Here is a 21,584-nt window from a genome sequence, read left to right as displayed (position 1 = left end):
GGATTTTTAATTTTGATATAATTGTGACAACATGGTGCTTACTTTTTCGGGAACTTTTCCCTTGGAAAGAAGGCCTACTGTCATATAAGTGAGGAATGAAATCATCAATGGCAAGCTGACCTGAACGGCAAGGCTACCAATTTCCACATTTTTTGTCAATACAAATGCCAACAGTCCAGCAATAACTGAAGAGATGGCTGCAGCCGGACCACATGTCCTAAAGGTGGGTATCAAGCCCAAAAGTAACGGTACGGCTATTGGGCCAACCAATGCGCCAAACCAGGAGATGATCAAGCCTACCACGCCACCAAAATATTCATATTGTAATGCCACTAATATGGTCATGGAGGTAAAGACAAAGGTGACCGACCTGGCTGTTTTCAGAGAGTTTGGATGGATTTTTCTCGAAAGGTTTGGAAGTATATCCCGGCTGATTACCGCTGCTATGGTGTTGATGTCGGAAGAAGTCATGGACATGGTGTTGGCAAACAGGGAAGCGATAACCAAACCTACCAATCCCGAAGGTAGTAAAAGCAAGGTCAACTCACCATAAGATTGGCTGGGATCTGCCAAATCCGGTAGTAGGACAGGTGCTGCCCACATCGGAAAAAAGAGGATCAAAGGCCAAATCAGATACAACCACCCGGATAATTTAGCAGCTTTTACCACCTGCTGTTCAGAAGGGCTTGAAATGTAACGGGTAGCCAGGTTCCATTGCCCACCATTATAGGACAGAAAATTGATGAAAAGGAAAGCCAGGGCAAATCCAACAGTATAAGGTTCATTGAAAACTTGACTATTTCCTTCAGGTAGATTTTGCCAAAGGCTAGAAAGGGTTGATAGCCCATCAAGATGCATGAGTACAGCGATAAACATCACCACTCCCGCCAATAGTTGAACGATAAATTGGGCGAAATCCGTGATGACGACCGCCCATAGCCCGCCAAAGGTGATATAAAGCAGGGAAATTCCTCCAGAGACCAAAATTCCTACAGGCAGGCTGATTCCGGTAAATACATTCAATAAAATAGCAATCGAAGCCCATTTGGCTCCTATATCGAATAGTTTGAGCAATACGCCTGACCAGGCCATCAATTGCTGGGTAAAGAGATTGTACCTGTTTTTTAAAAACTCCAAAGGCGATTGGATATGGAAAACTTTCCTTAATTTCATCCAAAGCACCGGGAATTTTTTGGCACTCACCAGGATGCCGATACCAATGGTGAATGCCCACCAGAAATAAACCGATATGCCATGGGTATAGGCCAAAGCCGCATAAGCCACAAATACTGCTCCGCTGTAGCCGGAGACGTGGTGGGAAATTCCGGACAGCCACCATGGAAGATTTCCTCCTGCCACGAAATAATCTTCTGAATTTTTATTTCTGAAATAGGCATAGACACCAATGGCCAGCATGAGTAAAAAAACAGGCCGATGATGAACAGGTCTAGTTTGCTAAGCTTCATGAGGCTACAGGATTGCTAAACACTCGGTTCCCATCCAGGTTCATATTCCCTTGACCAGTATTGCTGAGCTTCAGGGTTGTTAAGGATGTGGCCTGTTTTGGTATCTATATCCAATGATCGGCCTACACGTTGGGCGATATTTCCCAATTGTACCAAAAGGGTACTGGTCTGCCCTCCATAAATATCTGCAGCCAAAGGGGTTCCTTTTCGGATCGCATCAAACATGTTTTGGATATGGATGCTATCCAATTCATGGGTAGGATCCGAAAGGTTCCTGGGATCCACGGGTCTATCATATTTTACTTCCTTGACCACTTTATTTTGGCGGTCCAAAATGCTGTAATTATTTCCCCCATCAATTTTGATGGCACCTTCTTCACCATAAAAGATTACCCCTACACTGGAGCCTTCCACATTCAGCCCATTACAGCTCCTTCCTTCCCAGGTGATAAGGCTTTTGTTTTCAAATTCCAGGTTGATAATCTGGGTGTCTGGTGTCTCCCAATCATCTTGATAGTGGTAGCGTCCTCCGGCCGAACTCACTTTGGTTGGGTAATCTACCTGCAAACCCCATCGGGCCAGATCTACCATATGGGTGCCATTGTTCAATGCCTCTCCAGTTCCCCAGTTCCAGAACCAATGCCAATTGTAATGGATGATATTGTCACGATAATCCTCTCTTGGCGCCGGGCCTTGCCATAAGTCATAATCCAGATGTTGTGGAACAGGTACTTTTTTTCCGATACCAATGGGGGCCCTGTTATTACTGTACCATGTTTTTGCCATATAGGGTCTGCCGATAACCCCTGCATGGAGCGCTTTTATGGCTTCAACCACATGGGGCCAGGACCTTCGCTGATTTCCCATTTGGATGATTCTTTTATATTTATCCGTGGCTTTAAGCAACAATTCTCCTTCATGGGGATTATGGCTTGCAGGTTTTTCCAGATAAACATCCTTTCCCGCTTTGCAGGCCAAGATGGCCGCAGGTGCATGCCAATGGTCAGGGGCTGCAACAACCAAAACATCCAGTTCTTTGTCTTCCAAACTTTTTCTGAAATCAGGTGTGTCTTTTGGTCTATTTTGCTGAGCATCAGAAACAGCTGCTATGCATTTTTCTGCAGCATGCTTATCCACCTCGCAGATATGGAGTACTTCTGCATTTGGCTGCGAAGCAAAGTTCAAAGCCAAGGCCAGCCCTCTGCTATTTACGCCCATCACCGCTACCTTGATCCGCTCATTGGCACCTAAAATATTGCGGTAGCTTTTTGCACCAAAGGTAGGTAAAACGCCTCCCAAGCTTAAGGCTGCTGAGGCAGTCAAGGATTTTTTAATGAATCCTCTTCTGGAGTCTTTTGGGTTTTTCATAATGCTAGGAAAACTTGTTTATCAAGGTAAGGAGAATGATGAGACCCTGTTAATCCTTGAATATATCAATTTGTTGAATTGAATAATGAAAAATTTTGTTAATCGGGTTTATGTTGATTTAAAAATTCGGATTAATGATTAATTTTTAGAATTTTTCCTTTGGTGTAATTCATTTTTGATTTCCTCTTTTCAAACCTTAAATTTCTATGTGATGCTAAAATCAGTCACATGCGCTTTTGATTCCCCAGATCAATAGAGAAAAAGGTGTTAAATTAACTTCCTTATGAACCAAAGAAGAAATTTCCTGAAATCGACTGGAGTGGCCATTGTAGGCACTGCTGCATTGCCATTGACATTTTCGTTTCAACCTGCCCATGCCTCGGTAAATAAAGTTTTGAAAGTAGGTCTTATAGGTTGTGGTGGCAGAGGAACAGGTGCGGCAGCACAGGCTTTAAAGGCTGACCCTGATGCCATATTGACCTGTATGGCGGATATTTTTCCTGATCACCTGGAAGAATCTTACAATAACCTAATGATGGTCAATCCAAATCAGGTCAAAGTGGATAAGGCCCATCAGTTTATTGGTTTTGATGCTTACAGGAAGGTCTTGGACTCCGATGTGGATGTGGTCATTTTGACTACTCCTCCTGCTTTTAGGCCACATCATTTTACTGAAGCAGTGGCTGCAGGGAAGCATGTGTTCTGTGAGAAACCGGTTGCGGTAGATGCACCAGGCGTCAGGGCAGTATTAGAAGCAGCCAAAAAAGCTAAGGAAAAAGGATTGTCTGTGGTTTCTGGTTTTACTTATCGCTATGATTTTCCCAAAAGAGCCCTTTTTGAAAAAATCGATCAAGGGGATATTGGGGAGGTGAGGTCTATTATGACGGTGAGAAACGGTGGAGGACTTTGGTACAAGGAAAGAAAGCCTAACTGGACAGAAATGGAATACCAATTGAGGAATTGGTATTATTATGATTGGTTGTCGGGAGATTATATTGTGGAAATGATGGTGCACAGCTTGGACTTGATGTCTTGGGCACTTGGAGGACAATTGCCGATCAGGGTCACAGGGACAGGCGGCAGACAATCAAGGACAGAAGCAAAGTGGGGCAATATCTATGATCATTTTGCTATAGAATACGAATACCCCAATGGCGTCAAGGGGGTACATTTTAGCAGACAGCAGCAGGGTAGTTCCAATACCAACCGGGCAGAGATTGTGGGAAGAGAAGGGGATGCGCTTATTGATATTGGCAGACAAACCCATCTGATCAGCGGTCGAAACTCTTGGAGTTATGAAGGTGAAAAAAACAATCCCTATGAAACACAGCACGAGGAATTGTTTGCCGCAATCCGGGCCGATAAACCGCTTAATGAGGGGGAGTTGATGGCCAACTCTACCATGCTTGCCATCATAGGGAGAATGGCGGCCTACAGTGGACAGACGATTTCTTGGGATGATGCCATGAAGTCTAATCTGATTCTAGGACCAAAGATGGAAGATTATGATTGGAATTTGGTCTGGCCTGTACCTCCAGTGGCGGTTCCTGGTGTCACGAAAGTTTTGTAATGATATTTAATCCAAGTAGTAGATATGAGAAAAGCGATTTTGATTGGGTTTTTGCTTGCTTTCGTGTTTCAAAGCAATGCCCAGGAATATTTATTTGAGTTTGGTACAGTAAAAGGCTTGGATGCTTTGGTGGCATCGGAAACTCCCTTAGAAACCCCAATCAAGTGGTTTGATGTCAATACCGGAAAAGATTCTTGGTATTTTGAAGGGGAAGAACTGGTGTGTAAGGGTTTGCCTATAGGTGTCATCCGTTCAGAAAAGCAATACCAAAATTTCATCATGCACATCGAGTGGAAGCACATGGAAGCAGGTGGGAACTCAGGTACATTTGTCTGGAGCAGTGCTGTACCGGGAGAAAATAGGCTCCCCGATGGGGTGGAGGTACAGATGTTGGAATTGGATTGGGTGAATCAAAATAAGAAAGACGGAGTTTTACCTCCCATCGCCTATGTGCATGGCGAATTGTTCGGGGTTGGGGGAGTAGAAACTGTTCCTGACAATCCAAGGGGAACCAGAAGCAAATCCATAGAAAACCGCTGCTTGGGAAAAGGAGAGTGGAATACCTATGTGGTTGTTTGTGTGGATGGGGTCATCAAACTTTCTGTTAATGGTAAATTTGTCAATGGGATCAGTCAGTCTACCCAAAGAAAGGGGTATATCTGTTTGGAATCAGAAGGAGCGCCAATCCATTTCAGGAATCTTAGGATAACAGAATTGCCAGCCGGCGTGATTACCGAAGATCAGATTGCACCGCTAATAAATTAGAAAAAAAGGAAGTTAAACCCGGGTAAGTTTAATAGGATAGGTCTTATTTGCATTCCACTGGCAGACATAAATATTCTCGTCCTGATCTATACAGACATCATGGCAATGCTTGAAGATGGTCTCTTGTTGTACCATAAGCTGCAGTTCACCATCAAGGTATCTAGGAGCCGTTCCTCCCGGATTGGAAACCACCTTGTCATTTTCATCCAGTATGGTGACAAAACCCGAATTATCCATTTGTTCGAGGTATTTTTTCCTGGACCAGCACACACCTGCATAGAGGTTTTTACCGTGAATCACCGGTCTACAGACAAATGCCCCAGGTAGAAAAATAGTCTCCAAATACTCTCCTTCCATGGTGAATCTTTTGAAGGAATTATGGCCCCTTGATGTACAGAGTAAAGTGGGCTCAGCTCCTTTTCTTTGATCCACTGCTACTCCATGCACTGTTTTAAATTGATGGTCTTCATGTCCATCACCACCAAACTTTCTAATGAAGTTTCCTTTTGCGTCATATTGAAGGACAAATTGGGAGCCATAACCATCTGTAACGTAAAGATCCCCATTAGGAGCTACTGCCGTTTCTGTAGGGGTATAGCGCATCCCTTCAGCATAAATTCCTTGACCGACTGGATTAAGGATTTCAGTAATAATTCTTCCATTTAAATCCGTTTTGATGACCCTGCCCCCATTGTCTACAATCCAGAGAAATTCTTCTCCGCCTTCTTGGTACAAAGAAAGTCCATGGGCAGAAGCAAGGTTTAGGGTCCATGAGCCAAGGATTTTTCCCGATTGGTCATAGATCAGGATATTGTTTTTAGGCTCGTCTGTGACCATGAATAGGCGACCTTTTTTATCCATCACCATTTCATGGCAATTGTTCACAGGGAATTTACTGGGGTCTAGATCGCCCCAATTTAAATCCACTTTGTAGGTGAAATCACCATGACCAATGATGGTGTCTTTTTTTAGTTGGAAGGCTGAAAGGGGAAAGGTGCTCATGGCTAAACCCGAAAGGGCGGTTTGTTTAAGAAAATCTCTCCGATTGATGGTTGTCATGGTGATTTTTAGAAATTCAAAACAAAATATCTAAAAAAAACAGCATAGTAAAATACCATTTGTAAAAAATACTTATTGATAGAAGACGGATTTTCATTAATTTCAAAATCAAACCCAATTAAAACCTATGAAAAGTATTACAAGAATTTTGAGTGTGGGCTTAATGATTTTGTTGTCAGGTTCTCTAATGGCCCAAGAGATCGCCCTGCAACTTTATTCCTTAAGGAATGAAATGCGGGAAGATATGAAAGGTTCTCACCAATTGGTAGCCGATTGGGGAATCAAATACCTGGAAGGTGGAGGCACTTATGGCATGGAGTTAGAGGAATATAAAGCCTTTATTTCTGGCCTTGGGCTTTCAGTGATTGGAGTTGGAGCGGACTTTAAATTGTTACAGGAAAACCCCCAGGCCATCATAGACAATGCTAAAGCTTATGGTGCGAAATATGCTACCTGTTTTTGGATTCCTCATGAGAATGGTAACTTCAGTATAAAAGAAACCCAAGAAGCCATTAAGGTCTTCAATGAGGCTGGAAAAATTCTTAAAGATGCTGGCATTACATTATGTTATCACCCCCACGGCTATGAGTTTAAGCCTCATGGAAAGGGAGTGCTTTTCGATGAGCTTTTAAAGCATTCAAAAAATTATGCGTTTAATATGGATGTTTATTGGGTGCAGATGGGGGGAGGAGATCCCTTGGCCATTATGAAAAAATACCCAAAAAAATTCCCCTTGCTGCATTTAAAAGACAGGGCCCATGGCACTCCGGGTAGTTCTGATGGGAGAGGTGATGTGGAAACTAATGTGGTCCTGGGTACAGGCGATGTGGATATACGCGGTTTGATCAAGCAGGCCATGAAAGTGGGTACTGAATACCTGATCATTGAAGATGAATCTTCAAGGTCTGTACAACAGATTCCTCAAAGTGTAGCCTTTATCAAGCAGGTTATGGCGGAAAAATAAAGCTTATATTGCGCTTCTCGAAACCTCTGGAAACGGAGGTTTTTTTATTGGATTTTTTTGCTGGAACTTTTTGTTCTACCTTTGCAGTCCGAAAAACTAAGGCGGTTCAATTACCCGCTTCAACAAAAATTGAGATGGATAAAAAACTGAAGATCAAAGAAGGATTGATGCTTCCTGTCATGGAAGCTTTTTATACAATACAAGGAGAAGGCATGCATGCCGGAAATCCAGCATATTTTTTAAGATTAGGTGGTTGTGATGTGGGTTGTGTATGGTGCGATGTCAAGGAGTCATGGGAAGCTGAGAAATGGCCGGTATTGGGGATTGAAGAAATAGTAGATCAAGCTCTAATTTATCCGGGAAGAATGATTGTCATCACTGGCGGGGAGCCTTTGATGTATAACCTTGATCCATTAACAGCATTACTTAAAGAAAGAGGCTTTACCATCCATATAGAAACTTCCGGAGCACATCCTTTTTCGGGAAATTTCGATTGGGTGTGTTTTTCACCTAAAAAATTCAAGGCTCCGCATCCATCCATTTATACCAAGGCCGATGAATTGAAGGTTGTTATTTTTCATAAGTCTGACTTTGAATTTGCTGAAAAACATGCTGCATTGGTGAATAAAGCTTGTAAAAAGCTTCTTCAACCGGAATGGAGTAAGTCCACTCAGATGTTGGAAGGCATCATAAATTATGTTAAAAACCATCCAGATTGGAAAATTTCCCTCCAAACTCATAAATTTATGGACATTCCATAAAGACATGAGAATTGCCCTGCTTCTTTTTTGCTTGATTTTCAGTGTTACTGTAACACTGGGACAAACCTATTCTATTATAGATTCAAGGGCGATCAAGTTGCATGAGCAAGGGGATGAGTTGGTTAAAAATCGCCAATACGATGAAGCCATTGAGAAATATAGGGCTTCAATTCAGCGTGAGGCGAATTTTTTAGAGTCATACATCAAATGGGGGAGGGTATTGTTGACCAAAGGCAATCCCGTGGAGGCTTTGGAGGTAGTCAATAGGGGAGAAGCGCGGGCAGTAAAAGCCCAGGATAGAATCAAAGGAGATTTTTCCTGGTTAAAAGTGCACTTGTATTTGGCGACAGGGGAATTTGGCAAAGCCATCTCTGAATTTGAAAGTTCGCATCAATTTCTGAATGAAACCTTTCAAAAGTCTCATGATTATGGGCAGATAAAGACCCGAATAGATTTTATTAGCAGTCAGTTGGACAGAAGACTGTTCATCGAGAAAGAAAGGTTGCCAGAACCTATCAATGGTTTTACCCTTCAGTATTTTCCAGTCTTGACTGCAGACAGTAAGAAACTTTTGTTTACCAAAAGGGATGGTCTGGAGAATTATCAAACGGAAGATATTTTTGTTTCATATTTTGATGATGGCTTAGGTTGGTCTAAGCCCGAGGGGATTTCGGAGAAAATCAATACTTACTATAATGAAGGAACATGTACCATTTCAGCTGATGGCAATATTCTGATCTATACTTCCTGTGATGCTCCGGATTCTTTTGGCAGTTGTGACCTTTATGTAGCTTACAAGGTAAATGGTCAATGGCAGCGCTCCCAAAATATGGGGAAAAATGTCAATTCGAGATCATGGGATTCCCAGCCTTCCCTATCGGCAGATGGTAGGATTTTGTTTTTTTCATCCAACCGAAGAGGAGGGTATGGGGGCAATGATATTTGGTATTCCCTAAGGATGCCCGATGGTTCATGGTCAGAAGCAAAAAACTTAGGTCCAGTCATCAATACCCCAAAAGATGAAGTATCTCCTTTCATTTACTTCAACAATGAAATTCTTTTCTTTGCTTCCAACGGGCATGAAGGGTTTGGAGGAATGGATATTTTTGTTTCACGGGTGGTGAAAGGTGAGTTTTCAACTCCTGAAAACTTAGGTTACCCGATTAATGATCATCAGGACCAATTTTCATTATTCATCACTGCACAAAGGGATTATGCCTATTACACCGAGAGCTATTTCAAAGGTGGTAAGGTGGAAAGGTCTTTATTGTACCGGTTTAAATTTCCTGATGAGATCGCTTTAGGTGAAAAACTGGTTGTTTCGCAAGGCAAAGTGCTTAATGGTAAAACTGGGCAACCTATTGATGCGAAGCTATCTTTGGTAAGCTTAAGCAATGACAGTACGCTTTATGAGTTTCGTTCGGATGGAAAAACAGGTGAATTCATGATGATTTACCCTGACCGGTCCTTTTCAGGATTATATGTTGAAAAGAAGGGTTACCTTCCCAAAATTTTTAATGTTGAACGGGATAATTTAAAAGATCAGGAAAATCTGGAGATTTCTTTGACACCGATAGCTGCAGGGGAAGCATTTGTGTTTGAAAATATATTTTTTGATTTTGATAAAGATGAGTTGAGACAGGAATCCATGAGTTCTCTTTCACGTCTTTTAGATTTCCTGAAGGAAAACCCACAGGTAAAAATTCTTATCACAGGTCATACTGATAATGTTGGAAATGCTAATTATAATCAAAACCTTAGTCAAAGACGTGCTGAAAGTGTCAGGCAGTTTCTATTATCCAAAGGAATTCCTGAAGCCCGATTGTTTTCAGAAGGTATGGGTGACCAAGAGCCAATAATGCCCAATGATTCCGCAGAGAACCGAGCCTTGAATAGACGGATTACTATATCGATTTTATAGTTGGAGAAAAAAACTTAATTTTTTTAAAAATTTTCAACAAATGTTAAATTATTGTTTCTTGAATTAAGGAGTACGTTTTTGTATTGTGAATTATTGGAATAGTTTGAATAAGATTTTTTAAGCAGCTTAAATTCCGAAATTTTTTATTTTATAAATTTAGTTTATTAATACCATAAGAATATTTAATTCATTGTAAATCAGTCGATTTGTTGCTAAAATGCACGATTGAATTACTAGTTTAAATCTTTAAATATGAAGAAAGTTTTATTAGTTGTCGCGTTGATGACGATGACGGCAGTGTCATTGTTTGCGCAAAGTAGGACGATCTCTGGAAAGGTAACCTCACCGGAAGAACCGGAGGGTATCCCAGGGGTAAACGTCGTGGTTAAAGGGACCACGATCGGTACTGTTACCGATTTTGATGGTAATTACAGCCTTTCTGTACCCGAGGGCAGAAATGTGTTGGTTTTTAGTTTTGTTGGATTTTTGACGAGGGAAATGACAATTGGAAATAATTCGGTCATTAATGTCGTCTTACAGCCCGATTTAAAGACATTGGGTGAAGTTGTAGTAGTGGGATATGGTACCCAAGAAAGAAGAGATATAACCGGTTCAGTGACCTCTATTGATAACAGGGCCATTGAAAACCTGGTAACACCTTCTTTTGAATCCCAATTGGCAGGCCGTGCTCCTGGTGTACAGATTACTACACCCAATGGGACATTGGGTGCTGCTCCGATTATTAGAATCAGGGGTGTTAACTCCATTACGGGTAGTGCCAGCCCACTGATTGTAATTGATGGTGTACCGGTAGTAGATGCGGACAGGTCTGCTGTTAATGCTTCCAACCCTTTGGCGAATATCAACCCAGCGGACATTGAGTCTTTTGAAGTGTTGAAAGATGGTTCAGCAACTGCCATCTTTGGTTCAAGAGCTGCCAATGGCGTTATCTTGATTACAACCAAAAGGGGTTCTTCCGGTAAAGCACAGGTAAATTACAATACAGCGATTGGTTTTAATGAAGCTCAAAACCGCTTTGATCTTTTGAATGGTGATGATTTTGTTACGATCGCGAATGAGAGAAGGGCAAATGCCAATCAATCACCATTGGCCAACCCTTCAGGAATCAATACTGACTGGCAAGATTTGATCTTGAGAAGAGGGTTTACCCAGCAACACAACCTTTCTATTTCCGGTGGTTCTGATGCAACCAAGTATTTCTTTTCTATGGGCTTTACAGAACAGGAGTCTGCGTTGGATGTGAACGATTTGAGAAGATATACTTTCAGGGCCAATGTTGATCATAGTGTATCCAAGTCCTTCAGAATAGGTACATCTCTTAACTATTCATTCACTGAAATCAATGGCTTGAACCAAGGTGCAAATTCCTTGTCCGGTGTCATGTTGAACGCAACAAGAGCATTGCCAAATGTTTCTCCTTTTGATCCTGATAATATTGCCTTTGATGGTTTTAATGTAACCCCTGATGGTAGGACAACTGGACTTGGGGCCAACCTTGCGGGGCCTGATAATAACCTGCCTAATATCGGTTTTGTATTGGCTAACAATTTATTCAGAAACCGAGTACATAGAGTTTTGGGTAATGCCTATGGTGAATTGGATATTGTTAAAGGATTGACGGCAAGGTCCATGGTGGGTGTTGATTTAACCCTAGCGGATGATTTTCAGTCTTTAGACCCGAGACATGGAGATGGCCAGAGTGTTAACGGTTCTGTATTCATGGCATTTAACCCTGTGCAGCGATGGAACTGGCAGAACACTTTGAATTATCAGACCATTATTGCGGATGACCATACCTTAAATGTGACCTTAGGTATGGAATACCAGTACGATAATTTCTATAATTTCTCTGCTTCAGGTAATGATTTCTCCGATGATTTTTTTAGAAGGGATAATCTGATCTCCGGTTCTTTTAACAATCAGTTTTCCGGAGGTGGTTTTGCAGAACGTGGGTTTGATTCGTATTTCAGCAGGGTAAACTATGGTTACAGAGGAAAGTATTTGTTATCCTTTACTTTAAGGAATGACGGGATCTCCGATTTGGCCAGAGAAAACCAAAGAGGTACCTTCTTTGGGGGTTCCGTGGGATGGAGGCTTTCTGATGAAGCTTTTTTCAATTCAAACCTGATCTCTGATTTTAAAGTAAGGGCTTCTTATGCTGAAGTCGGAAATACTGAAATCGGAACTTTTGCTGCTTTTGGCGGATTTAATCCGGTTTTGGGTGGTGCAGGTGCCGGATTGGGGTATAATAGAATTGCCAACAGAGGCTTGTTATGGGAAACTTCTAAAAAATTCAACGCCGGTGTTGACATGACTATCGGAAGAGTAACATTAGCAGCTGATGTTTTTAGAAACAATATCGATGGGTTGATTTTGAGTGCGCCTACAATTCCTTCTTTGGGGGTTCCAGGTAATTCCATTAACCAGAATATTGGTGCCATGTTCAACGAAGGTATAGAGCTTCGTGTAATGAGTAATGTGATCAATAGAGGCAACTTCTCTTGGAACACTGACTTCAATATCTCCCTATTGCGAAACGAAGTAACGAATTTGGTTCAGCCTATTGTAGGTACGTATAATAGAACTGTTGAAGGTGGACCAATTGCTCAACTTTACGGAGTAAGGTGGGCTGGTGTTAATCCTAACAACGGAAACCCTATGTATTTTAATGGCGATGATATCGTTCAGTTTAATCTTGTTCCTGGAGCGACAGGTTGGAGAGCATTTGATCCTGCCAATCCTTCTGATGTTTCAGTTGGAGCAACCGGCCCAACTCAGGATTTCCTGGGGAATACGCTACCTACCTGGTGGGGAGGTTGGAACAATAACTTCACCTATGGTAACTGGGACTTGGAAGTCTTCTTAAGATTTTCTGGTGGCAACGTGATCATGAATGAGACCATGAGGGGGCAGTTAGGTCAAGGATTCTCGAATAATCATGCAAGTGTATTGAACAGGTGGACAGAATCTGGTCAGGTCACTGATATTCCTAAACAGTATACAGGTTCAGATGCTGTTATGTGGCAGACAGGAACCTCCAATTCAAGATTTGTGGAAAGAGGTGATTTCCTAAGGGTTCAAAATATCGTGCTTGGTTACACAGTTCCTGCTGCTACACTACAGAGCGCCTTTAATGGTGCCATCTCGAGTGCAAGGTTCTTTGCTCAGGCCCAGAATCCTTTCCTATTCACCAACTACTCTGGTCTAGACCCAGAATCCAATGTATTTGCGGGACAATTGAGTTTTGGTGTTGACTGGAACGTAACACCAATTTTCAGAACTTTCTCTGTAGGTCTTAATGTAGGGTTTTAATCCGCTTCAAAAATTGTAATAGAGATGAGAAAAATAAATTTTAAAAATATAAAACTCGCCATTACCGCAATTGCGATAATGGGCGTTGCCAGTTCATGTGATGTGACAGACCTTAGCCCAGCTAACCTAATTCCTGATGAGGAAGCGTTTGGTACAGCCGCTAGGGTAGAATCAGTCGTTTTAGGTGTGTATGAATCTGCACAGGCTGGATTTTATCTTGGAGTAGTTCAAAGGGGATATCCTTTTGGTGCAGCCAATGTACAGCAGGGTGATATGCGAGGAGAGGACATGTACAACGATCAGTTGTTTTATGAGATCACTTATGTGGCCAACCATACCCCTTTCAGTGCCAATAACAATGGTATGTGGATTTCCATTTACAGGATGGTCAATAGGGCCAATATTGTATTGGAAAATTTGGAAACAGCTTTGCAGGCCGGTGTCATCAATCAACAACAAAGAGATGTGTTACGTGGCGAAATGTTATTCATGAGAGCTTTGGGCCATCATGAATTATTGGTTCATTTTGCCAGACCTTACATGGATAATCCCGGTAGCCTAGGTGTTCCTTATCGAACGGTTGCTATTAATGATGTGCCATTGGTTGCTGAAAATGAGGCTGTTGGAAGAACAACCGTTGCTGATGATTATGCACAACTCTTGGCTGATTTGAATGAGGCGGAAGGTTTATTACCGCTTGAGCGTAACTTTTCTAGAGTAAGGAGAGGTGCTGTAATTGGTCTAAAATCAAGGGTTTTGCTGCACATGGGTAACTGGCAGGGCGTTGTGGATGAGCTTAATAAACTTACCGGTACTTATGGCTTGACTGATAGCCCAGTCACACCTTTCAGAAATTGGAATAGTCCTGAAAATATTTTCTCTTTCGTACATACCGCCGAATCTAATGCAGGTGTAAATGGCGCATTACCTGCTATGTATGGCAACCCTGCTAGAGGTGCTAGGGGTTTGGTGAAAGTCAGTCCTTTGATTTGGAGATCAGAATTCTGGCATCCTGAAGACCTGAGGAGATCTGAATTGACGGACAGAAATGCCGGCGGTATCTACTCCTTTAAATACACAGATGTAGTGACAAGAACTGATCCAAATCCTATTTTGAGATTTTCTGAGGTGGTCTTGAATGCTGCAGAAGCACATGCTAGACTGGGTAATTCAGCACAGGCAATTGAACTGTTGAATTCAGTAAGAGATAGGGCCTTGCCTGCTTCTATTCCATCATTTACTGCTGGAGATTTTGCCAATACTGATGCATTGTTGACCGCGATTTTTAATGAGAGAAGAATAGAATTCTTGGCGGAGGGTAGAAGATGGGCTGATATCCACAGGCTTTCAGGTGAAGGTTTAATGGATGGAATTCCTTTAAAAGCCACTTCGAGATCAATTACCAGTTTGGACTTCTACACTACTGATAGAGAAATTCCAACAGACCATGCTTTGCCTTACACGGATACAAGGTTTGTTTGGCCTATTCCACAAGAAGAAATACTGAATAACAGTACGGCTCCGATAGAGCAGAATCCTGGTTATTAAGCATAATTTGACAAAAAGGCTTCCTCATCAAGGGGAAGCTTTTTTATTTTTTTGGGGTTTAGCAGTTCAACATGGAGGAAATAGATTTGAAGTTGTAAAAAGAAAAACTGTATACAAAAAATAAAAAACTAGATTTGAAATAAAATTTTGTTTTATGCTAATTGAATTTGTTTGATATGCCTCAAATTCTAAAATCAACAAATTTTATTCAATAATATTTTATTTTCATATTTTTTTATAATTTTAGCACGGATAAAGTATTCCAAAATACTTATTCGTTAGCTACAAAAAATATTTTTCCGTGAATTTTTGGATTCACATTGAATTGCAGAGATGAGATCAAATAGGACCGACATGAAGATATTTTTATCTTTAATCACCATGCTGTTGCTTTTAGCGACGGTACCTACTTTTGGGCAGACCAGGGTGGTAAGAGGACAGGTATTCTCCAAAAAGGATAATCAACCTATTTCCGGTGCTTCCATTATACTCAAAGGAACAGCCATAGGTACAGCTACAGATTTTGAAGGGAGATATATTCTTCAGGTAACTCAGGAAAGCTTTACACTGGTTTACAGTTATTTTGGTTATCAACCAGAAGAAGTTTATTTTGGAGATGATAATTTGGTGGACGTTTATTTAGTGCCTCTGGAAGAGGGAGAGGAATTGTTGGTGGTCCAGCCAGTAGAGGCTAAGGAGGAGGAAGATATAGAGGAAGAGCCTATAACATTGCAGAAGGATGCCGCCCGATTCAAAAGTCCGGGAGATTTGATTGAAAACATTCCTTTTCAGTCCTTCGATAGGGCTATGCAAGGGAGAGTTGCAGGATTGGCTGTTAAAGCAGCAAGTGGAATTCCAGGAGGTCTGGTCAATGCTCGTGTCAGGGGTGTTGGGTCTATTTTTGCAGGAAATGAACCGCTTTATATTGTGGATGGTGTGCTCATCAATAATATTTCTTTTTCTCAATTCACACAAACCAATCCTTTAGCTTTTTTAAATCCCAATGAAATTGAAAGTATTGAGGTTTTGAAAGATGCAGCCTCAACAGCCATTTATGGTAATCAGGGCGCTAATGGGGTGATTTTGGTAACCACTAAAAAAGGAAAACAAGGTAGGGCACGTGTGGAACTTAATGCGTATGCCGGGGAAACCATGCCGATAAAATATCTTGACCTGTTAGATGGGCCAGGATGGTATGCGATGAGAAGGGATGCTTTTAAGAATTCAGAGGCCTCCATTCCAGAAGCTCGTGCATTGTCCAATATGGGGGTTTTGCCGGATAATTGGAATCAGCTTAGCCCTGCTGAATTGGATGCCATTGGTCTCAATCTCCCTACCTACGATTGGCAAAGACAAATGATGGGCAATAGTATGTTGCATAATTATGAAATGAATGTTTCGGGAGGTACTAAAAGCACAACTTATTACCTTTCCGGATCCTATCATTTCAGCGGCTCTTCTTTTGATCCTGTAGATTTTGAAAGAGGTACCATCAGGGCTTCCATAAAGCAAAATATTGGAAAAAGAATTAGCCTTGAAGCTAATGCCAATTTAGCCAGTATAGCTCAAAATGTACCGTTTTCTTTGGATGGATCTTTCTTGGGTAACCCAGCTTATGCTTCCTCTTTGATATTAAGACATAATCCGATTTTTAATGAAGATGGTTCATTTAATGAGCAAATAGGTGGGTTGGCTGGTCAAAATATCGCTCAGGTCAATGCATTTAATTCAGGAGAAAACAACAGTAGGTTTGGGGTAGGTAATGTTGGATTAAATTACAATATAGCAAAAAACCTGAATTACAGAGGAACTGCAGGGGTGGACTACAGGGACATGGAAGAGTTCAGGTTCAGAGACCCTAGGACGCCAGATGGGGCAGAGGTCAATGGGAGAAATGCAGTAGCCAGTCATCTTGTGGAAAGGTACATGACCCATCATACCGTAGATTGGACCAAACGTTTTGATAATAGCGTTCTATCCATATATGCAGGCTATGAGTTTTTGATGGAAGAACGCGAATCCAAATTTTCTGAAGTAACCGGAATCTCGACGCCAACTCTTAATAACCTTTTGTCAGGCGCTACATTGGTTTCCATGGATAGTATTTGGACCGGTTACCGAAGGCAAGGCGCTTATTTGGGTGTCAACTATCAGTTGGCGGAAAAATACCTTTTCCATGTTGGTTCAAGAGTAGACGGATCTTCAAGGTTTGGCAGGAATTTCACCTATGGTATTTTTCCCTTTGTCAAATTAGGTTGGAATATTTCCAATGAAGAAGGATTAAAAGATTCAGAGTTCCTTTCTTTACTGAGGCTGAGGGCTTCCTGGGGCATGTCAGGAAATGACCAAATCGGAGATTTTAGAGCCATTGGTTTATTTGGACCGGGTAATACCTATTCAGGAGGGCAAGGACTTCGCCCCATTTCATTTGATAATCCAAACCTGCGCTGGGAAACCAATGAAACCATTAACCTGGGCTTGGATTTTGGGTTTGCAGAGGGGAAAGTGACAGGTAGTGTGGATGTTTATGATCGTAGGACAAAGGATTTGTTGCTTAATTTACCTATTCTCTGGATCAACAGAGGAGAGAATTTTTTAAGAAATATTGGAGAATTGAGGAATAGGGGTATTGAACTGGAAATTTCTACCACCAACCTTCAGCGAGGTGATTTCTCTTGGCATTCTTCTTTAGTATTCAGTTATGTTAAAAATGAAGTAACATCGCTTTATAATAACTTACAGGTGATGCCTGATAATCCACGATTGGCCATAGGTCAGCCTATTGGGAATCCGGCATTTCCCGGTCAGCAGGCCCCTGGCGCCTGGTATTTAGCGGAATACGCTGGTGTGAATCCAGCCACTGGCAGACCTATGTGGTGGGATGCCAACAGAAATTATACTTACCTCCCGGGTAATGGTGATAGGGTATATCTGGGATCTAATTTTCCGCCTTATTCTGGTGGGTTCAACAATACCTTTTTTATTAAAGGCTTCGAATTGACTACTTTTTTCACCTATGAATTTGGCGCATTGGTTTCCGATGGCCAATACAACTTTTTAAGAGAAAATGGGACAAGGTTTACTTTCAATGCCTTGCGTGATGTTAATGATCGGTCCTGGACTGCACCGGGAGATATGACTGATATTCCGCGAAACTTTGCCCTTTCCGGAGGAGAAGCAGCCCGCAGCCAAATCAGAAACTTTGGTTCTGCCTCATTATTGAAGGGCGATTTCATACGCTTGGCTCAGGTCAAATTGGCTTACAGTTTCAGCACTGAACTATTGCGAAACATTGGTTTGCAACAGGCCAGGATTTATGCGCAGGGTATTAACCTCTGGACTTTGACGGATTATCCGGGATATGATCCGGAGTTTATGGGGACAGGAACGGGTCAGATTCCCATTCATAAGAGTTACAATATCGGTATTCAGCTCAGTTTTTAAGGGAGATAGTCATGGATAAGATCAATTTGTTCAAAAGCACAGTATTATTCCTGATTTTTGTTTCAGCGGTATTTTTAAATTCCTGCAGTCTGGATGTTGAACCGAGGTTCAATAGTAATTTAGAAGATGTCCTTAATAGTCCGGCTGGAATAGAGTCCGCATTGAACTCTATTTATGGAAATTTACGGTCTTTGGAACACTATGGCAGGGATATGTTTGCCAAGTCCGATGCTTTGGCAGATGGAGTGCGAGCCATAGGTAATTCGGGTAGGTTGGTAGCTGAAAACAACAACCAAGTCAATGCACATTTCAGCCCTGCTTTCTGGCAAAAGAGTTACGCTGCAATCGGAGAGCTGAACCTTATCTTGGATCAATTGGAAGCTGGTGTCGAGGGCGCTACTGATGCACACTTGCGTCAATGGGAAGGCGAGGCTAGGTTTCTTAGGGCACTGTATTATTTTGATTTGGTCAAGGTTTACGCTTACATACCTACAGCAATTTATCAACCTGGCGTGGTGGATCAAGGAGGTATCCCAATGCCACTGTTGGCTGTAAGGATAGCTGACGTAGCTTTCTTAAATGAATTTCCAAGAGCATCAATCCAGCAAGTTTATATTCAAATCACCAATGACCTGATTCGCTCGGCCAATATACTTCGTAACTCCGGGAGGAGAGGGGTACAATATGCATCCGATGGTGCAGCATTAGCCCTTTTATCCCGTGTAGCCCTGTATGCAGGTAATTGGCAACTGGCTGCTGATTCGGCAAATGCAGCACTGCTATCGGGAGTCGGTCAGTTGCTCAGCGGTCAGGAATATGTAGATGGATGGGCCACCCCTGTACATCCTGAGTCTTTTTTTGAAGTCAGGGTTCAAACACCTGAAGAATCTCTGGGGGTAAACCTATCACTTCAGGGAACTTATAATACGTTGTTGGACTTGGAAAATAAAAATATCCGAGGCGGCTGGGGTGATTTAATTCCCAGTCTTAAAGTCACAGGTTTTTTTGGGCTTACGCCACAGCAGACAGGGAATCCGGCATCCGATAATAACAACTGGGATGTGACAAGAAATGAGGACATTCGATCTAAACTTTTTACCACAGGGAATGACCAAAAGTTTGCCAGGAGACAAATTGAAAGTATTAAGTTCATGGGGAAAAATGGCTTTGCCTATGGCGATAATATCCCGGTTATCAGAGCTTCTGAAATGGTTTTGAACCGTGCTGAAGCTCTATTCCAACTGGGCAGAGACGCAGAGGCGCTGGAATCGCTCAATCAATTTAAAGTATCAAGAGGGCTTGATCGGGTGGAACTATTCAGACAAGAGATATTGGATGAAATCCTGGAAGAAAGGTTTAAGGAGTTTGCTTTTGAAGGACAGCGCTTTTTTGATCTCAAGCGTTACGGGCTGGCCATAGACAAAAGATCTTACTTAGGTCCAAATGCTATCGTACCGTTTGAAGATTTTAGAATTTTGGCTCCTATTCCAACACGAGAGGTGGAAAACAACAGAAACCTCAATCAGAACAGAGGGTATTGATAGCAGGAGATCCTATAGGTCGGTTTGAACTTTCCGGTTTTTACATTTTTATAGGGCTTTGCCTTGCCTTTAACCTAAAACATGGCTTCTATAAAAGGCATGCTTCAAATCCCATCTTTTTCCTTATTTTTGCGGTTCAATTGATGGAGTGATGATATACGTTTGCAGGAAAGAGCATTTCAATGCTGCGCACAAGCTTTGGAATCCTAATTGGACAGAGGAGAAAAATATAGAAGTCTTTGGACCTTGTGCCAATGTAAATTGGCATGGACATAATTTCGAATTGATTGTGACCGTCAAAGGGCTTCCTGACCCAGAAACAGGTTTTGTGGTTGATTTAAAAGCCCTTAGTGTATTGATCAAAGAGCTCGTTATTGATAAAGTAGACCACAAAAATCTTAATTTGGATGTCCCCTTTATGTTGGGTAAAATGGCCAGTTGTGAAAATTTAGTTATGGAGTTTTGGAAAATTCTTGAACCTGCTGTCAATGCCATTGTTCCTCAAGGAAGGTTATATAAGTTGACCTTATATGAAACGCCAAGGAACTTTGTGGAGTATTTGGGTGAGTAATGGAAAAGACTTTTATTTTTTGATTAGGCCTGCGTGTTTTTACCGGCAGACCTAAAGTAAATGCTCCTGAAACGGAACTATCTAAAATTGAAATGAGGTATTATATCATTTGTGGGGAAAGAAGTGGTGACATGCATGCCGCCAATTTGATCAAGTCACTTAAAGTTTGTGATACTTCATCAACTTTCAGAGGAATGGGCGGGGATTATTGTTCCCAAGAAGGGATGGAACTCAGTGCCCATTATAAGGAAGTGGCAGTAATGGGATTTTTGGAAGTGGTATTTGGTTTTAGAAAAGTACTGAAATACCTCAACCTGATCCAGAAAGACATACTGTATTATATGCCTGATGTACTGATTTTGGTGGATTACGGCGGATTCAATATGAAAATGGCGGCTTTTGCCAAAAACCACCAAATTCCTGTACATTATTATATTCCTCCCAAGGTCTGGGCCTGGAATCAAAAACGGGTGCATAAGATCAGAAAATATACCGATCAGGTTTATTGTATCTTGCCTTTTGAGGAAGCATTTTTTACAAAATTCGGGGTCAATGCCCGCTATGTAGGTAATCCCTTATTAGATGAGATCAAGCACTTTGAATCACATCCATTTTTTCATCAAAAGAATGAACTGAGCTACCGGCCTATAATCGCTCTATTGCCTGGCAGCAGAAAACAGGAGGTCAAAAATATGCTTAAGGTAATGTTGGAAGTAGTTCCTTTATTTCCCAATGCACAATTTGTGGTTGCCGGTGTTTCTAACTTGGATAGCGAGCTTTATGCTTCAGCGCTTAAGCAAGGGATTAAAGTGGTCTTTGATCAGACCTATGATGTGTTGCATCATGCCACTGCAGCTGTGGTGACCTCAGGTACAGCCACTTTGGAAACAGCCCTGTTCCGGGTGCCACAGGTGGTGGTATATAAGACCAGTCCTTTCAGTTATTGGATAGGTAAACAATTGGTTAAGGTAGAATTTATTTCGCTTGTCAACCTGATCGCGGGCAGACAAGTGGTAAGGGAGCTTATCCAAAGTGAATTTAGTCCGGAACAGGTAACCCAAGAGCTCAATCAACTATTAGGTTCGATTACTTATAAAGGGGAGATGCTGGATGGCTATTCAGAAGTTCGCCAGCAATTAGGGGAGAAATCTGCCTCTGACCAAGTTGCTAGTCTTATTAATGGGTAAAACACCTAAGTTTTTCTGATAATTGCTCTATTAACCAATTTAAATTCACGTCTCTACCGATGTATATACATTGATTACTTTTAATG

14 protein-coding genes are annotated in these 21,584 nt (G+C 41.7%); 11 read left to right on the top strand and 3 right to left on the bottom strand.

From position 1 onward, the window contains the following. Positions 1 to 6 precede the first annotated feature (6 nt). Entirely contained in the window at positions 7 to 1,416 is a 1,410-nt protein-coding gene (locus tag B879_RS09505) for a sodium:solute symporter family protein (RefSeq protein ID WP_009184957.1), read from the bottom strand. Positions 1,417 to 1,481: 65 nt separating this feature from the next. Continuing rightward, positions 1,482 to 2,834 (bottom strand): Gfo/Idh/MocA family protein, encoded by a 1,353-nt coding sequence (locus tag B879_RS09500; protein ID WP_009184956.1) that lies wholly within the window; start codon positions 2,832 to 2,834, stop codon positions 1,482 to 1,484. Positions 2,835 to 3,117: 283 nt separating this feature from the next. Here B879_RS09500 and B879_RS09495 point away from each other — a divergent pair, with 283 nt between their 5' ends. Further along, positions 3,118 to 4,404 carry a Gfo/Idh/MocA family protein gene (locus B879_RS09495; protein ID WP_009184955.1) on the top strand — a complete coding sequence of 429 codons (1,287 nt, stop codon included), beginning with the start codon at positions 3,118 to 3,120 and terminating at the stop codon, positions 4,402 to 4,404. A gap of 24 nt (positions 4,405 to 4,428) precedes the next feature. After that, complete coding sequence (locus B879_RS09490; protein WP_009184954.1) at positions 4,429 to 5,169, top strand: 3-keto-disaccharide hydrolase; 741 nt, start codon at positions 4,429 to 4,431, stop codon at positions 5,167 to 5,169. Between the two features lie 12 nt (positions 5,170 to 5,181). Here the strand turns inward: B879_RS09490 and B879_RS09485 are convergent, their stop codons facing one another. Next, the gene (locus B879_RS09485; RefSeq protein ID WP_009184953.1) at positions 5,182 to 6,228 is read right to left on the bottom strand and encodes a twin-arginine translocation signal domain-containing protein; all 1,047 of its coding nucleotides are present in this window, start codon (positions 6,226 to 6,228) and stop codon (positions 5,182 to 5,184) included. 127 nt (positions 6,229 to 6,355) lie between these two features. On the opposite strand from B879_RS09485, the gene B879_RS09480 reads away from it, so the two are divergent. From B879_RS09480 to lpxB, 9 genes are all read left to right on the top strand, one after another. Beyond that, on the top strand, positions 6,356 to 7,192 hold the full coding sequence (locus tag B879_RS09480) for a sugar phosphate isomerase/epimerase family protein (RefSeq protein ID WP_009184952.1): 837 nt from the start codon (positions 6,356 to 6,358) through the stop codon (positions 7,190 to 7,192). Positions 7,193 to 7,326: 134 nt separating this feature from the next. Beyond that, positions 7,327 to 7,953, top strand: a complete 627-nt coding sequence (locus tag B879_RS09475) for a 7-carboxy-7-deazaguanine synthase QueE (RefSeq protein ID WP_009184951.1) — start codon at positions 7,327 to 7,329, stop codon at positions 7,951 to 7,953. A gap of 4 nt (positions 7,954 to 7,957) precedes the next feature. Continuing rightward, complete coding sequence (locus B879_RS09470; RefSeq protein WP_009184950.1) at positions 7,958 to 9,874, top strand: OmpA family protein; 1,917 nt, start codon at positions 7,958 to 7,960, stop codon at positions 9,872 to 9,874. Between the two features lie 252 nt (positions 9,875 to 10,126). Then, positions 10,127 to 13,207: a SusC/RagA family TonB-linked outer membrane protein gene (locus B879_RS09465; protein ID WP_009184949.1), complete on the top strand. Its 3,081-nt coding sequence runs from the start codon at positions 10,127 to 10,129 to the stop codon at positions 13,205 to 13,207. 24 nt (positions 13,208 to 13,231) lie between these two features. Next, entirely contained in the window at positions 13,232 to 14,755 is a 1,524-nt protein-coding gene (locus B879_RS09460; protein ID WP_009184948.1) for a RagB/SusD family nutrient uptake outer membrane protein, read from the top strand. Positions 14,756 to 15,109: 354 nt separating this feature from the next. After that, on the top strand, positions 15,110 to 18,199 hold the full coding sequence (locus tag B879_RS09455) for a SusC/RagA family TonB-linked outer membrane protein (RefSeq protein WP_040400405.1): 3,090 nt from the start codon (positions 15,110 to 15,112) through the stop codon (positions 18,197 to 18,199). A gap of 11 nt (positions 18,200 to 18,210) precedes the next feature. After that, entirely contained in the window at positions 18,211 to 19,740 is a 1,530-nt protein-coding gene (locus B879_RS09450) for a RagB/SusD family nutrient uptake outer membrane protein (protein WP_009184946.1), read from the top strand. Positions 19,741 to 19,891: 151 nt separating this feature from the next. After that, on the top strand, positions 19,892 to 20,311 hold the full coding sequence (locus B879_RS09445; protein WP_009184945.1) for a 6-pyruvoyl trahydropterin synthase family protein: 420 nt from the start codon (positions 19,892 to 19,894) through the stop codon (positions 20,309 to 20,311). A 92-nt stretch (positions 20,312 to 20,403) separates the two neighbouring features. Then, complete coding sequence (gene lpxB / locus B879_RS09440; protein ID WP_009184944.1) at positions 20,404 to 21,498, top strand: lipid-A-disaccharide synthase; 1,095 nt, start codon at positions 20,404 to 20,406, stop codon at positions 21,496 to 21,498. The last annotated feature ends 86 nt before the right edge of the window (positions 21,499 to 21,584 follow it).

Source organism: Cecembia lonarensis LW9, assembly GCF_000298295.1.
Lineage (GTDB): Bacteria > Bacteroidota > Bacteroidia > Cytophagales > Cyclobacteriaceae > Cecembia > Cecembia lonarensis.
Note: the sequence above shows the minus strand (reverse complement) of the source record. Positions and strands in the feature narration are given on the sequence as shown.

What these genes read in the sequence shown, in the direction of transcription:
- B879_RS09460 (WP_009184948.1), top strand. Translation starts at nt 13,232, where the DNA reads ATGAGAAAAATAAATTTTAAAAATATAAAACTCGCCATTACCGCAATT.
- B879_RS09450 (WP_009184946.1), top strand. Translation starts at nt 18,211, where the DNA reads ATGGATAAGATCAATTTGTTCAAAAGCACAGTATTATTCCTGATTTTT.
- B879_RS09505 (WP_009184957.1), bottom strand. Translation starts at nt 1,416, where the DNA reads ATGCTGGCCATTGGTGTCTATGCCTATTTCAGAAATAAAAATTCAGAA.
- B879_RS09475 (WP_009184951.1), top strand. Translation starts at nt 7,327, where the DNA reads ATGGATAAAAAACTGAAGATCAAAGAAGGATTGATGCTTCCTGTCATG.
- B879_RS09470 (WP_009184950.1), top strand. Translation starts at nt 7,958, where the DNA reads ATGAGAATTGCCCTGCTTCTTTTTTGCTTGATTTTCAGTGTTACTGTA.
- B879_RS09455 (WP_040400405.1), top strand. Translation starts at nt 15,110, where the DNA reads ATGAAGATATTTTTATCTTTAATCACCATGCTGTTGCTTTTAGCGACG.
- lpxB (WP_009184944.1), top strand. Translation starts at nt 20,404, where the DNA reads ATGAGGTATTATATCATTTGTGGGGAAAGAAGTGGTGACATGCATGCC.
- B879_RS09485 (WP_009184953.1), bottom strand. Translation starts at nt 6,228, where the DNA reads ATGACAACCATCAATCGGAGAGATTTTCTTAAACAAACCGCCCTTTCG.
- B879_RS09495 (WP_009184955.1), top strand. Translation starts at nt 3,118, where the DNA reads ATGAACCAAAGAAGAAATTTCCTGAAATCGACTGGAGTGGCCATTGTA.
- B879_RS09480 (WP_009184952.1), top strand. Translation starts at nt 6,356, where the DNA reads ATGAAAAGTATTACAAGAATTTTGAGTGTGGGCTTAATGATTTTGTTG.
- B879_RS09465 (WP_009184949.1), top strand. Translation starts at nt 10,127, where the DNA reads ATGAAGAAAGTTTTATTAGTTGTCGCGTTGATGACGATGACGGCAGTG.
- B879_RS09490 (WP_009184954.1), top strand. Translation starts at nt 4,429, where the DNA reads ATGAGAAAAGCGATTTTGATTGGGTTTTTGCTTGCTTTCGTGTTTCAA.
- B879_RS09445 (WP_009184945.1), top strand. Translation starts at nt 19,892, where the DNA reads ATGATATACGTTTGCAGGAAAGAGCATTTCAATGCTGCGCACAAGCTT.
- B879_RS09500 (WP_009184956.1), bottom strand. Translation starts at nt 2,834, where the DNA reads ATGAAAAACCCAAAAGACTCCAGAAGAGGATTCATTAAAAAATCCTTG.